Raw genomic sequence first — 13,011 nt, forward strand, 5'->3', positions numbered from 1 at the left:
GTCTTGCTATTTCTGGCATCCGCCGCAGCCTCCGCAGGGCGGCATTGCCGCGTCCTCCACATCCACAGAAGAAAAACTGGTCAGCTTCCGAAGGGAACAGATGGCCTGGGAGGAAATGCCCTCCCCGGTTCCGGTAAAGCCCAGCCCCTCTTCCGTGGTAGCTTTCACGTTCACCTGATCCACATCCAGCCCCAGCGTATCCGCAATGTTTTTCCGCATCTGCTCAATGTACGGCGCCATCTTCGGCCGCTGCGCAATGATCGTAGCGTCGATATTTTCCACCACATAAAAATGTTCTTCCAGCAGATTTCCCACATGCTCCAGCAGTTTGATGCTGGAAATGCCTTTATAAGCCGGGTCGGAATCCGGAAAATGTCTTCCGATATCCCCCAGAGCCGCCGCTCCCAGCAGCGCATCCATGATCGCATGCAGCAGCACATCCGCATCCGAATGTCCCAGCAATCCTTTCTCATAGGGAATCTTCACGCCACCGAGGATCAGATCCCGCCCTTCCACAAGCTTGTGCACATCATATCCCAGACCTGCCCGCATAATGTCCTCCTTATTCCACTTCTAAATATTTTCTCACTAATTTTACAACTTCCTCTGCCACTTCAATCTGCTCTGTGGCATCATCTTTACTTGCTATATAAAACGTATCATAGTCGCTCTTATGTCTGATAATCTCAAGTCTTGAGATTTTACGCCCGATATCCTTTGGAAAAATTTCTGTATGCACGTAATTTTTGTTAAAATAACTAAGTGTATCTTTATGCTTTTTAAAAGCAATCGGTTCCTTTGCCAGAACAGCATCTACCGCATGAAAACAAGCATAATATGCCCGGTTATTAGCAGCTTTATATTTCCGGCCGCCAGCAGAATTTTCGCCGTTTCCAGGTCATCTTCTGCCTGTTCGAACTTGTATCGCGCCACATCTTCAAACGTGCCTTCTGAATATGTTTCGGTCAAATAATCACCCCGTCTTTTTCTACATTCCGATAAAACATATCTGCCTTTTTCCAATAATCAAAATGTGTGTTGCTCTGTACCACCGGCATAATATCAGTTCCGTACTCGTCGTTAAAATCATACGTAACATCGCAAATTTTCTTTTTCCAGGGCGCTGACACCTTCTCTGTCTGTGTCAACAAGCACCATCACGTCTATATCGGAATCCGGTCGAAAATCTCCACGGGCATAAGATCCATACAGAATCACCTTTTTTATCCTGTAGTCCGTTGCACTTTCCAGTTCTCCCCGATACACTTTTAACAGCTCTTCTATTTGCTTTGGCATACACACAACACCTTCTTTCCTGCCTGGCTTCTTTGATAACTTTTATTTTATCATACTTCTATTTTCACTTCAATACGCCGCAGCGTCCTTCATCACCGCCGAAAACCGGATATTTTTTTCCGATCTTCTTCTGTGATCCTGCGGATCACTTTACAGGGATTCCCGGCGGCAATGACCCCGTCCGGGATGTCTTTGTTGACCACGCTCCCGGCACCGATGATGGTATTGCTCCCAATGGTGACGCCCGGCAGAACGGACACATTCGCCCCGATCCACACGCTGTCCCCCACAGTGATGGGCAGGGCGATCTCCAGACCCTGATTTCTCTGGGCGCTGTCAATGGCGTGACCGGCTGTGGAGAAGACGCAGTTGGGGGCGATAAACACATTGTCCCCAAAGGTCACCCGGGCACCGTCCAGGATAGTAACGTTATGATTCGTGTAAAAATTTTCCCCGATGGAGATGTTGAAACCATAATCACAGGCAAAAGGAGCTGTGATGACGGGCGTTCCTTTCAGATGTCCTATGATCTGTTGCAATAATTCCTGCTGTCGCTTTACATCCGACGGTCTGCACTGGTTGAATTCATAACACAGATCGGCACATCGGGTGCGGGCCTCCACAATCTCTCTGTCATAATTGGCATCGTATAAATACCCGTTCTGTGCCTTTTCCCATTCTGTCATATATTATCTCCTTTCTTCCGTGTAACAAAAAACACCCATGTGAAATCTCACACGGATGCTTTCTTAGTAGCGAGAGGGGGATTTGAACCCTCGACACCGCGGGTATGAACCGCGTGCTCTAGCCAACTGAGCTATCTCGCCATGGTATTCAATTTTCATTGAAAATGGGACCTACAGGGCTCGAACCTGTGACCCTCTGCTTGTAAGGCAGATGCTCTCCCAGCTGAGCTAAGATCCCGGGGTCTGCTTGGTTGTTTTGTTTCCCTCAACCTGCTTCGCTATTATACTATTATTTCGAAGCAAAAGTCAACCCCTTTTTTGAATTTTTTTAAAATTTTTAATTTTTTAAATTTTTTATTCTATTTCAGATGCGTTCTCACCCAATCTTCGACAGCTTCCGCCAGCGCCCGATGACCGTCCGCTTCCAGATGCACGCTGTCGATCTGGCCTGCCCGGGCAAATTGTGCCGCATCCAGAAAACCGAAGCCATGGATCTCGGCGATCTGCCGATACCAGTCAGCCAGCTCCAGGGACACCTGCCGGGATCGTTCATAGCCGAACAGATCGCCCAGCCGGGAACGGGTAATGTTCTCTCCGATATGCACAGGGGAAATGAGCAGCACCTGCGGATTGCCTTTCATATGAAAACGAAGGTAGTTCGTGATCTTCTCTGCCATAAGCTCCATTTCTCCGGCCACATCCATGGCACAGTACTGGAACTTGCGCTTCAGATCATTGGTACCCAGCATGATGATCAAAAGATCAAAGGGTTTCTGGCTCTCCATGCAGGGTACAAGAGAACGCATGCCATTTTTCTCTCCCTCGCAGGGATCCTCTGTAGCTATCGTTCTGCCGTTCTGTCCTTCCTCAATGATCCTGTATGTTTCTCCCAGTTTCTGCGCCAAAAGTCCCGTCCAGCGGACATCCTCCGGGAACCGCTCAGCGGTCCCCGGATCGTATCCCCAGGTGTTGGAATCTCCGAAGCAGACAATTCTTTTTCTTTCCATATTATTTAAAGTAAGCCACACCGGACTCAAAGATGCGGATATCCTGCTCGCCGTAGATGTTCATTGCCACATGGGAATCCCGGCGCTCCACATGCGCCATCTTTCCAAGGCAGCGGCCATCCGGGCTGGTGATACCCTCGATCGCGCAGTAGGAACCGTTGACGTTCCACTCCTCGTCCATGGTCGGGTTGCCGTTCAGATCCACATACTGGGTTGCCACCTGACCGTTCTCAAACAGCTTCTTCAGCCACTCGTCGTTTGCCACGAAGCGGCCCTCGCCGTGGGAAGCCGGATTGACATATACCTTGCCCAGCTCTGCCTGCGCCAGCCACGGGGATTTGTTGGAAACCACCTTGGTGTATACCATCTTGGATACGTGGCGGCCGATGTTGTTGTAGGTCAGTGTGGGTGCCTCTGCATCCTGTCCCACGATAGCGCCATTAGGCACCAGTCCCAGCTTGATCAGGGCCTGGAAGCCGTTGCAGATACCAAGGCACAGGCCGTCTCTCTCATTTAACAGCTTCATGACCGCTTCCTGGATCTTGGCATTTCGGAATGCGGTTGCAAAGAATTTCGCAGAGCCATCGGGCTCATCACCGGCCGAGAAACCGCCGGGGAACATGATGATCTGGGCCTGCCGGATTTCTTTTTTCAAAGGCATCCACAGACTCCCGGATATCGTTGGCATCCAGGTTGCGGAAGATTCTTGTCACCACGTTGGCACCGGCACGCTCAAAGGCTTTCGTGCTGTCGTACTCACAGTTGGTGCCCGGGAATACCGGAATAAATACGGTGGGTTTTGCTACCTTATGTTTGCAGATGTACACTTCCTTGGCATCATACAGGCCTGTGTTCACCGGTGCGCTGGTGTCCGCCTTGGAACGGGTCTTGAATACCTTTTCCAGGGTTCCTGTCCAGGCATCCATGGCCTCATCCATGGAAATCTTCATGTCGCCGTATACAAAGGCTTCCTCATCGGTCACCTCGCCGATCTCTGCGTAAGCCACGGTGAGCTCGTCGATCTTGTCTTTCGGAACTTCGCACACGATGTTGCCGAAGCCCGGTGCAAACAGTTCTTCCGGTGCGATCTCGCTGTCGATCTTCACACCCTTGCGGTTACCGAAGGCCATGCGGCTCACAGCTGCCACCAGACCATGGGCATCCAGCGCGTAAGCGGCATTCACCCGACCGGCCTGGATGTCTGCCTGTAAGCTTTCATACTGCTTCATCACCTGAGCAAATACCGGCAGATCATAAGCATCTCTGTCTGTTTTTACAAGGATCAGCACATCTCCGCCCTTTTTCAGCTCCGGAGAAATAATATCCTGCTCTTTTGCCACATCCACAGCGAAAGAAACCAGGGTGGGCGGCACATCAATATCGTTGAAGGTGCCGGACATGGAATCCTTACCGCCGATGGACGGCAGGCCGAAGCCGATCTGTGCATGGTAAGCGCCCAGCAGTGCTGCAAAAGGCTGGCTCCAGCGCTTGGGATCCTCGGTCATCCGACGGAAATACTCCTGGAAGGTGAAACGGATCTTGCGGAAATCACCGCCGTTGGCAACGATTTTTGCCACGGATTCCAGCACCGCATAGACAGCGCCGTGGTAAGGGCTCCAGCTGGAAAGGTACGGATCAAAGCCGTAGCTCATCATGGTGACGGTATCGCACTTGCCCTTCAGCACCGGCAGCTTGGCTACCATGGCCTGGGTCTCTGTGGTCTGATATTTGCCGCCGTGGGGCATAAATACGGAAGCGGCACCGATGGAGCCGTCGAACATTTCCACCAGACCCTTCTGGGAGCAAACGTTCAGGTCTTTCAGCGTATCCAGCCATTTGGCGCGGACATCTGTTACCGGTTCCTGTTTTTCAAAGAAGTTGTCCTTTTCGGAAGGCATCTCCACTTCCACGGCCGTCTCCTGATGAGCGCCGTTGGTGTCCAGGAAAGCACGGGAAATGTCTACGATCTTCTTGCCTCTCCACTCCAGCACCAGGCGGGGCTCCTCGGTGACAACGGCCACCGGCACAGCCTCCAGGTTTTCTTCTTTTGCGTAAGCCAGGAACTGGTCAAGATCGGAAGGATCGACTACCACAGCCATACGCTCCTGGGACTCGGAAATGGCGATCTCTGTGCCGTCCAGTCCCTCGTATTTCTTAGGCACCTTGTCCAGGTTCACCACCAGGCCTGCTGCCAGCTCACCGATGGCTACAGACACACCGCCTGCGCCGAAATCGTTGCACTTCTTGATGAGACGGCTGACTTCCTCTCTGCGGAACAGGCGCTGGATCTTCCGCTCGGTCGGCGGATTGCCCTTCTGCACCTCTGCGCCGCACGTCTCAATGGACTCCTCGGTATGTACTTTGGAGGAACCGGTAGCACCGCCGCAGCCGTCACGGCCGGTACGGCCGCCCAGCAGCACGATAATATCGCCGGGATCGGATGTCTCACGGATGACTGCTTTTCTCGGAGCCGCGCCCATGACAGCGCCGATCTCCATTCTCTTTGCCACATAATCGGGATGATAGATCTCTTTTACCAGGCCGGTGGCCAGACCGATCTGGTTGCCGTAGGAGCTGTAGCCGCTGGCTGCACCGCGGACAAGCTTCTTCTGGGGCAGCTTTCCTTTCAGCGTCTCGTCCACGGAACGGGTCGGGTCTGCCGCACCGGTGACACGCATGGCCTGATAAACGTACGTACGGCCGGACAGCGGGTCACGGATGGCGCCGCCCAGACAGGTTGCTGCGCCGCCGAAAGGCTCGATCTCTGTGGGATGGTTGTGGGTCTCATTTTTAAAGTTGATGAGCCACTCCTCGGTCTCGCCGTCGATCTCCACCGGTACCACGATGCTGCAGGCGTTGATCTCGTCAGACTCCTCCTGATCCTGTAATTTTCCTTCTTTTTTCAGCTTTCTCATGGCCATCAGGGCCAGATCCATCAGGCAGACAAATTTATCCTTGCGCTCGCCGAATACCTCTTTTCTGGCATCCAGATACTCATGATACGTCTCCTCAATGGGTTTCTGGAAATAACCGTCGTCAAATTTCACATCCGTCAGCTCGGTAGAAAACGTAGTATGACGGCAGTGGTCGGACCAGTACGTATCCAGCACACGGATCTCCGTCATGGACGGGTCACGTTTTTCCTCCTCCCGGAAATAATTCTGGATGTGTTTGAAATCCTTGAAGGTCATGGCCAGATTCAGGGAAGCATACAGCTCCTCCAGTTCCTGATCCTCCATCTGTGTAAACCCGTCAAAAATCTTCACATCTGCGGGCTCATCAAATACGGTGATGAGCGTATCCGGCTTCTGCAGGCCGGTTTCTCTGGAATCCACCGGGTTGATGCAGTAATTTTTGATCTTTTCAAACTGCTCATCTGTCAGTGTTCCTTCTATTACATAGGTGACCGCTGTCTTGATCACCGGCTGCTCGTCTTCTTTCAGAAACTGTACGCACTGAACAGCAGAATCTGCCCGCTGGTCGAACTGTCCCGGCAGGAATTCCACAGAAAATACATAGGCGCCATCTTCCCCCGGAAAATGCTCCTCATAAAGCACATCCACCGGAAGCTCCGCAAACACGGACGTACACGCTCTCGCAAATGTCTCATCGCTGATATTTTCCACATCGTAGCGGATCAGCTCACGCACACTGGTCACGGTGTCGATGCCGAGATAGCTGCTGATCTCATGCTTCAGTTCCTTCGCCTTTACCGCAAAAGGTGCTTTTTTCTCCACATATACTCTTCTTACGCTGCTCATAGGTACCTCCTCTGACGTATGATTCGTTGATTTTCCTGTTTTTATCATAGCACAACAAGAGTCATTAGTATAATTAATATATCTTATTGTGTTTATTTCTTATTCTAATAAATATCTTCCTTTGCCACACCCTTTTTTCTGCCGGGTCACGATCAGAAAAACGATGCACACAACGGCCAGCACCACCAGCATGCCCGCAAATATCACGCCCATGTGGATGGCAAAATCCGTGAAAAAGCCTTCCGGCAGCATGTTGATGAGCAGATCGGTCTTCGGATCCAGTAGCCACAGGTCATTGTTGAAAAAAACATGGTGAAACTGGGTAAATGCCCGGGTAAAATCCTGACTGGCATAGGCCGCAAACGCCCCCAGCGCCGCCAGAAATACCCCGCCGCCGATGAGATACCCTTTCGACAGCCGCCGGAACGGATGCTCGTCCATACACACAAGCGTTCCCACAATGGCGATCACCAGCAAAAGCAGCAGGCGGCGCAGGCGGATCCCACCCAGAAACAGATCCCGCACATCCGCCATGTGGGACTTCTCCCGGTCATTGAAAAACTCCCGCTCTTTCCCGTCTACCGTTGTCTCCACCACCAGGTCTGCCCGGTAGCCCTTCAGGTAATCCATCATTTCATCGGTCACATAGAGAATATCCGTTATTTCCATTTTCAATGGTTCCTGCACGTTATATTTCCGGTACTCCTTCTCATAAAAGCCCGGTTCATAATATGCCACCAGATCCAGGCTGGAGATCAGCATACACACGATCAGGGCCAGCGCCGATACGATACTCAAAATGCCATATATCTTTTTCATCGAAAGTATCCTCCTACAATTCCCGCAGTTTTTCTGTCAGGCGTATGCCCGTGGGGGTTGCCGCCAGGCCGCCCTCTCCGGTCTCCCGGATAGAAACGTCCATCCGTCGGCCGATGGCCTGCATGGCATCAATGACCTCATCCGGCGGAATCACACTGCGTATCCCCGCCATGGCCATCTCCGAGGCTGCCGCCGCCCCCACTGCGCCGATGACGTTTCGCTTCACACAGGGCACCTCCACCAGTCCCGCCACCGGGTCACAGGCCAGTCCCAGCAGATTTTTCAACGCCATGGCCGCTGCATGGGTGATGGCTCCGGGATCACCGCCCCGCAAATAGGTCAGTGCCCCTGCCGCCATGGCAGAAGCGGAACCGATCTCTGCCTGACAGCCGCCCTCCGCACCGGAAATAGACGCCCGGGAAGCAATGACCTCCCCGATCCCGGCTGCCACATAAAGCGCTTCCACCATCCGTTCTTGTTTTTCTTCGTAAAGATCCTGCCAGGTCAGCAGCACTGCCGGAAGCACGCCGCAGGAACCGGCTGTGGGCGCCGCCACGATCCGGCCCATACAGGCGTTGTTTTCACCCATTTTCAGCGCCCGTGTCATGACCTGATCCATAAAGCTGCCGCAGATCCCCTGACCCCGGTCCACAAGCTGCTCCAGCTTGTCCCCGTCCGTTCCCACAAATCCGCTGGCCGATTTCCGCTTCCGGTCATATGCGGCATCCGAGGCACGCATGGCCGCATACATCTGCTGCATTTTTCCAAAGGATTCCTCCCGGGATACCTGCCGCTCCTCCATATCCTCCTCCAGAATTGCCCAGAAGAATCCATGGCCGTCTGCGCCTGCCTGTTTTACGATCTGTTCCAGTGCATCAAAACTCATCTTTCTCTTCCTCCAGACTCAGATAGGTCACCTTCATGATCCCTTCCAGATGCCGTAGCCACCGCACGGATTCCTCCGGAATCTCCTGGTCACATTCCAGCACCATCACCGCGTTGCCGCCCCGGGCGTCCCGGTACAGCTGCATGGTGGCGATGTTCACCGCCTTGTGGGCCAGCATGGACGTCACCTCTGTCACATGCCCCGGCTGATCCAGATTGTGCACGATGAGCGTCGGATAATCGCCGCAGAAATTCGTCTCGATGCCGTCGATCTTACAGACCTGGATCCGGCCGCCGCCCAGAGAAGCAGCTTCTATCTCCAGCGTATTGCCGTCGGTGCCGGTGAGGATGAGCTGCGCCGTATTGGGATGGGCGTCCTTACACTTGGCCTCCCCGAAGGAAACCTCCATGCCCGCCTTTTCGGCCAGCTCCATGCTGTCCGGGATGCGCATATCGTCCGGCTTCATGCCAAGAAGCCCGGCAATGATGGCCCGGTCCGTGCCATGGCCCTTCCCCGTTGCCAGAAAAGACCCATACAGCAGGATCTGTGCTTTCTTCACCGGCTCCCCCAGCAGTCTTCTGGAAATATATCCGATACGCACCGCCCCGGCCGTGTGGGAGCTGGACGGCCCCACCATCACCGGCCCCACAATGTCAAAAAGGTTCATACGCTGTCCTCCTTCAAAGTCTGTCATACTTCTTTGCCTATCATACCATATTCCCGTTTTTTTGAAAACACATGCGAGTAAACTGTAATAAAAAAAGCACTTGCAAAATCTAACGATTACGATACAATAGAAATGATATGTTTTTGACCATATATTATTTGAAATAAGAAGAAAGGCTGCAAATATGATAAGTACAAGCAACGTTACCCTGCGCGTAGGCAAAAAAGCGCTTTTTGAAGATGTTAATATCAAGTTCACGGAAGGCAACTGCTATGGCCTCATCGGTGCAAACGGTGCCGGAAAATCCACATTTTTACGGATCCTGTCCGGTCAGCTGGAGCCCACAAGCGGCGAAGTCATCATCACGCCCGGTCAGCGGCTTTCCTTTTTACAGCAGGACCATTTCAAATATGACCAGTATTCCGTTATGGATACCGTTATCATGGGAAATGCCCGTCTGTATGAGATCATGAAAGAAAAAGAAGCCATCTACATGAAGGAGGATTTCAGCGACGAGGACGGCATCCGTGCCAGTGAGCTGGAGGGCGAATTCGCCGACATGAACGGCTGGGAAGCAGAGTCTGACGCTGCCACCCTGTTAAACGGCCTCGGTGTGGACACCGAGCTTCATTACAATCAGATGGCCGATATGCCCGGCAACCTGAAAGTGAAGGTGCTGCTGGCCCAGGCGCTGTTCGGCAACCCGGACATCCTTCTGCTGGATGAGCCTACCAACCACCTAGATCTGGACGCCATCGCCTGGCTGGAAGAGTTCCTCATCAACTTTGAGAACACGGTCATTGTCGTTTCCCACGACCGTTACTTCCTGAACAAGGTTTGTACCCAGATCGCCGATATCGACTATGCCAAGATCCAGCTTTACGCCGGCAACTACGACTTCTGGTACGAGTCCAGCCAGCTGATGATCAAGCAGATGAAGGAAGCCAACAAGAAGAAGGAAGAGAAGATCAAGGAGCTGCAGGAGTTCATCTCCCGGTTCAGCGCCAATGCTTCCAAGTCCAAACAGGCAACCTCCCGTAAAAAAGCCCTGGAGAAAATCCAGCTGGATGAGATCAAACCTTCCAGCCGGAAATATCCTTACATTGATTTCCGTCCCAACCGCGAGATCGGCAACGAAGTGCTGACTGTCGAGAACTTAAGTAAGACCATTGACGGCGTGAAAGTGCTGGATAACATTTCCTTTATCATGGGCCACGACGACAAGATTGCTTTCGTCGGCAGCAACGAGTTTGCCAAGACAACGCTGTTCCGCATTCTGGCCGGAGAGCTGGAGCCGGATGAGGGCACATACAAATGGGGCGTGACTACCAGCCAGTGCTATTTCCCCAAGGATAACTCCCACGAGTTCAACAACGACGATACCATCGTTGACTGGCTGACCCAGTACTCCGAGATCAAGGATGCCACCTATGTCCGCGGCTTTCTGGGCCGTATGCTTTTCGCCGGAGAAGACGGCGTGAAGAAGGTAAAGGTACTCTCCGGTGGCGAGAAAGTGCGCTGTATGCTCAGCAAACTCATGATCTCCGGTGCCAACTGCCTGCTCCTCGACGAGCCCACCGACCATCTGGACATGGAGTCCATCACTGCCTTGAACAACGGCCTCATCAAGTTCCCGGGCGTGCTGCTGTTCTCCTCCCGTGACCACCAGATCGTCCAGACCACCGCAAACCGGATCATCGAGATCCTGCCCAACGGCCGCATCATCGACAAGATCACCACATACGACGAGTATCTGGAAAGCGACGAGATGGCAAGGAAGAGAACGACCTACACCGTTGAAAATACCGACGATGTGGAGCCGGAGGAAAACGACGAAGAAGCTTAAACCATTGCATAGAAAAACAGCGGCAAGATACCCATTCCGGTTCTTACCGCTGTTTCATTTTTTATAAATACACTTGCGAAAAACAAATGGCTGCTCACACAGCCGCTTGTTTTTTCCCTGCGCGCATTACCTTAATAGTTCTCTGCATGTACCTCAAAGTAGCTCTGGGGATGTGCACATACCGGGCAAACCTCCGGTGCAGCTGTGCCAACCACGATATGTCCGCAGTTGCGGCACTCCCATACCTTCACTTCGCTCTTGGCAAATACTTCCTTCATCTCCACATTGTGCAGCAGTGCGCGATACCGCTCCTCGTGATGCTTCTCGATCTCGCCTACCATGCGGAACTTATTCGCCAGCTCCGGGAAACCTTCTGCCTCTGCGGTCCTGGCAAAATCATCATACATATCTGTCCACTCATAGTTCTCACCCTCTGCGGCGTGAAGCAGATTCTGTGCGGTATCCCCGATGCCCTGCAGCTCCTTGAACCACATCTTCGCATGCTCCTTCTCGTTGTCTGCGGTCTTCTGGAACAGGGCGGAAATCTGCTCATATCCCTCTTTCTTCGCTACGGAAGCAAAGAATGTATATTTGTTTCTTGCCTCAGATTCTCCTGAAAAAGCTGCTCTTAAATTCTTCTCTGTCTGTGTTCCTGCATATTTGTTTGCCATAAGTCATTCCATCCTTTCTCTCGTTTCCTATATTCTTTGCAGTTTATCTTAAATTATTATCAGTAATAGTTCCTGTTATTATAATATAGTATCTAAAAGAGAATGTCAACTGGTTTTTCATTTATATTGCAAAAAAATCAGCGGCATGCGATAATCAACTCAAAAGGAGGGGATTTCTCATGCCGCTGCGTGCGTTTTCTATTTTACAGATTGTTTCATTTCTGATTCTGATGATTGTCTGCCGGTTGTTTTCCATTCCGGTGTATGTGGAATGCGCCTTTCTGCTGGCGATCCCCGGATTACAGCTGCTCTTTGCCGGACAGCACCCGGATTATTTTGTGCGCACCGATTACCGGTTGGTTCGCGTCAACCGCCTGGCCGAGCAGAAGACCATTATTCCGGATTCTGTCCCCCTTGTACGGGAGGATGGTTCTGTCAATGTGCCGCAGCTTATTTTCCAGCTGGGACAGATGCTCCCCATCATCTTCGTGTTCCTGTTCTATCTGGGACTGCATCGGGACACCACTTTTGTCATTTTTCTTGTTTTGATCTGGAACTGCGTGGCCGGAATTGCAGTGATCTTTCAGGCGAGGAAAAATTTTAAATAAATAAAATACAACTGTTTTTAAAGTTCTTCTGCTTTGAATGTCGTATATCCTTCATAATAATAGCTGTGATCAATGCCTTTCCTATACATCTCCCGGCTGTGGATTTCATCTGTCAGGGCATTCTTCAGCAGGTATTTGATTTCGATATCTCGGATGGGGCTGCGTTCCATTGCCAGCAGATAGTCTTCCTTATCCACCCGGCTCCAGTCAACCACCCGGCCAATCTCTGCTTTGAATAAATGATCCAGCCAGATCCGCATACTGCGTCCATTCCCTTCCCGAAAAGGATGGGCAATGTTCATTTCCACGTATTTCTCTACGATTTCATCAAAATTGGCCTGCGGCATCTGATCAATATTGACCAGTGCGGCCTCCAGATACATCAGCGGTGCAAACCGAAAGTTCCCTTTGGCAAGATTGACTGTCCGAATCTTCCCTGCGAAATCATAAATCTCTGAAAATAAATATCGATGAATCGCCTGCAAGGTAGAAAATCTTCCTGCCGGAAGTGCATCCAACATTCCCTGTTCGAATAATTCTATTGCCTTTTTCTTACTGATCCGCTCTTCCGCTCTGGCAAGCTCTGCAGAAGTTGTCAGTCCCAGTTTATTTTCCAGCATCTGTATTTTCACCTCCCCCGTCTATTGCTTACGCTACATTTAATTTCGAAACCAGATCAATATATTCTTTTATCTCCCATTCTTCCCACCTCACTGATTTTTATTATACTATATTATCGCCCACGAACCCAACAGCATTTCAAA

11 protein-coding genes, 2 tRNA genes and 2 pseudogenes are annotated in these 13,011 nt (G+C 51.6%); 2 read left to right on the forward strand and 13 right to left on the reverse strand.

Features of this window, described 5'->3' with window-relative positions:
* Positions 1-6: 6 nt before the first annotated feature.
* The 11 genes and pseudogenes from ispF to sdaAB form a co-directional block, all read right to left on the reverse strand.
* The gene (gene ispF / locus RJD28_12690; protein WNV57136.1) at positions 7-552 is read right to left on the reverse strand and encodes a 2-C-methyl-D-erythritol 2,4-cyclodiphosphate synthase; all 546 of its coding nucleotides are present in this window, start codon (positions 550-552) and stop codon (positions 7-9) included.
* A gap of 10 nt (positions 553-562) precedes the next feature.
* Positions 563-814 (reverse strand): annotated as a pseudogene (locus RJD28_12695) (HEPN domain-containing protein).
* A 272-nt stretch (positions 815-1,086) separates the two neighbouring features.
* Positions 1,087-1,296, reverse strand: coding sequence for a nucleotidyltransferase domain-containing protein (locus RJD28_12700; protein ID WNV57137.1), 210 nt, complete (start codon positions 1,294-1,296; stop codon positions 1,087-1,089).
* A gap of 92 nt (positions 1,297-1,388) precedes the next feature.
* Positions 1,389-1,982, reverse strand: a complete 594-nt coding sequence (locus tag RJD28_12705) for a sugar O-acetyltransferase (GenBank protein WNV57138.1) — start codon at positions 1,980-1,982, stop codon at positions 1,389-1,391.
* A gap of 67 nt (positions 1,983-2,049) precedes the next feature.
* Positions 2,050-2,123, reverse strand: a tRNA-Met gene (locus RJD28_12710).
* Positions 2,124-2,147: 24 nt separating this feature from the next.
* Positions 2,148-2,220, reverse strand: a tRNA-Val gene (locus RJD28_12715).
* 121 nt (positions 2,221-2,341) lie between these two features.
* A complete protein-coding gene (locus RJD28_12720) occupies positions 2,342-2,989 on the reverse strand; it encodes an SGNH/GDSL hydrolase family protein (protein ID WNV57139.1) in 648 nt (215 codons plus the stop codon).
* Between the two features lies 1 nt (position 2,990).
* Positions 2,991-6,750 (reverse strand): annotated as a pseudogene (locus RJD28_12725) (phosphoribosylformylglycinamidine synthase).
* Between the two features lie 99 nt (positions 6,751-6,849).
* Positions 6,850-7,569 (reverse strand): TIGR01906 family membrane protein, encoded by a 720-nt coding sequence (locus RJD28_12730; protein WNV57140.1) that lies wholly within the window; start codon positions 7,567-7,569, stop codon positions 6,850-6,852.
* Between the two features lie 13 nt (positions 7,570-7,582).
* On the reverse strand, positions 7,583-8,455 hold the full coding sequence (gene sdaAA / locus RJD28_12735) for an L-serine ammonia-lyase, iron-sulfur-dependent, subunit alpha (protein ID WNV57141.1): 873 nt from the start codon (positions 8,453-8,455) through the stop codon (positions 7,583-7,585).
* Positions 8,445-9,122: an L-serine ammonia-lyase, iron-sulfur-dependent subunit beta gene (gene sdaAB / locus RJD28_12740; GenBank protein ID WNV57142.1), complete on the reverse strand. Its 678-nt coding sequence runs from the start codon at positions 9,120-9,122 to the stop codon at positions 8,445-8,447. Before sdaAB ends, sdaAA begins: the two co-directional genes overlap by 11 nt.
* Positions 9,123-9,306: 184 nt before the next feature.
* Here sdaAB and RJD28_12745 point away from each other — a divergent pair, with 184 nt between their 5' ends.
* Complete coding sequence (locus RJD28_12745; protein ID WNV57143.1) at positions 9,307-10,968, forward strand: ATP-binding cassette domain-containing protein; 1,662 nt, start codon at positions 9,307-9,309, stop codon at positions 10,966-10,968.
* A gap of 131 nt (positions 10,969-11,099) precedes the next feature.
* On the opposite strand, the gene RJD28_12750 is transcribed toward RJD28_12745, so the two are convergent.
* Positions 11,100-11,639, reverse strand: coding sequence for a rubrerythrin family protein (locus RJD28_12750; GenBank protein ID WNV57144.1), 540 nt, complete (start codon positions 11,637-11,639; stop codon positions 11,100-11,102).
* Positions 11,640-11,818: 179 nt separating this feature from the next.
* Here RJD28_12750 and RJD28_12755 point away from each other — a divergent pair, with 179 nt between their 5' ends.
* Complete coding sequence (locus tag RJD28_12755) at positions 11,819-12,247, forward strand: hypothetical protein (GenBank protein ID WNV57145.1); 429 nt, start codon at positions 11,819-11,821, stop codon at positions 12,245-12,247.
* 17 nt (positions 12,248-12,264) lie between these two features.
* Here the strand turns inward: RJD28_12755 and RJD28_12760 are convergent, their stop codons facing one another.
* Positions 12,265-12,867 (reverse strand): Fic family protein, encoded by a 603-nt coding sequence (locus tag RJD28_12760; GenBank protein ID WNV57146.1) that lies wholly within the window; start codon positions 12,865-12,867, stop codon positions 12,265-12,267.
* Positions 12,868-13,011: the final 144 nt, after the last annotated feature.

It is taken from the genome of Oscillospiraceae bacterium NTUH-002-81 (genome assembly GCA_032620915.1).
GTDB lineage: Bacteria > Bacillota > Clostridia > Lachnospirales > Lachnospiraceae > JAGTTR01.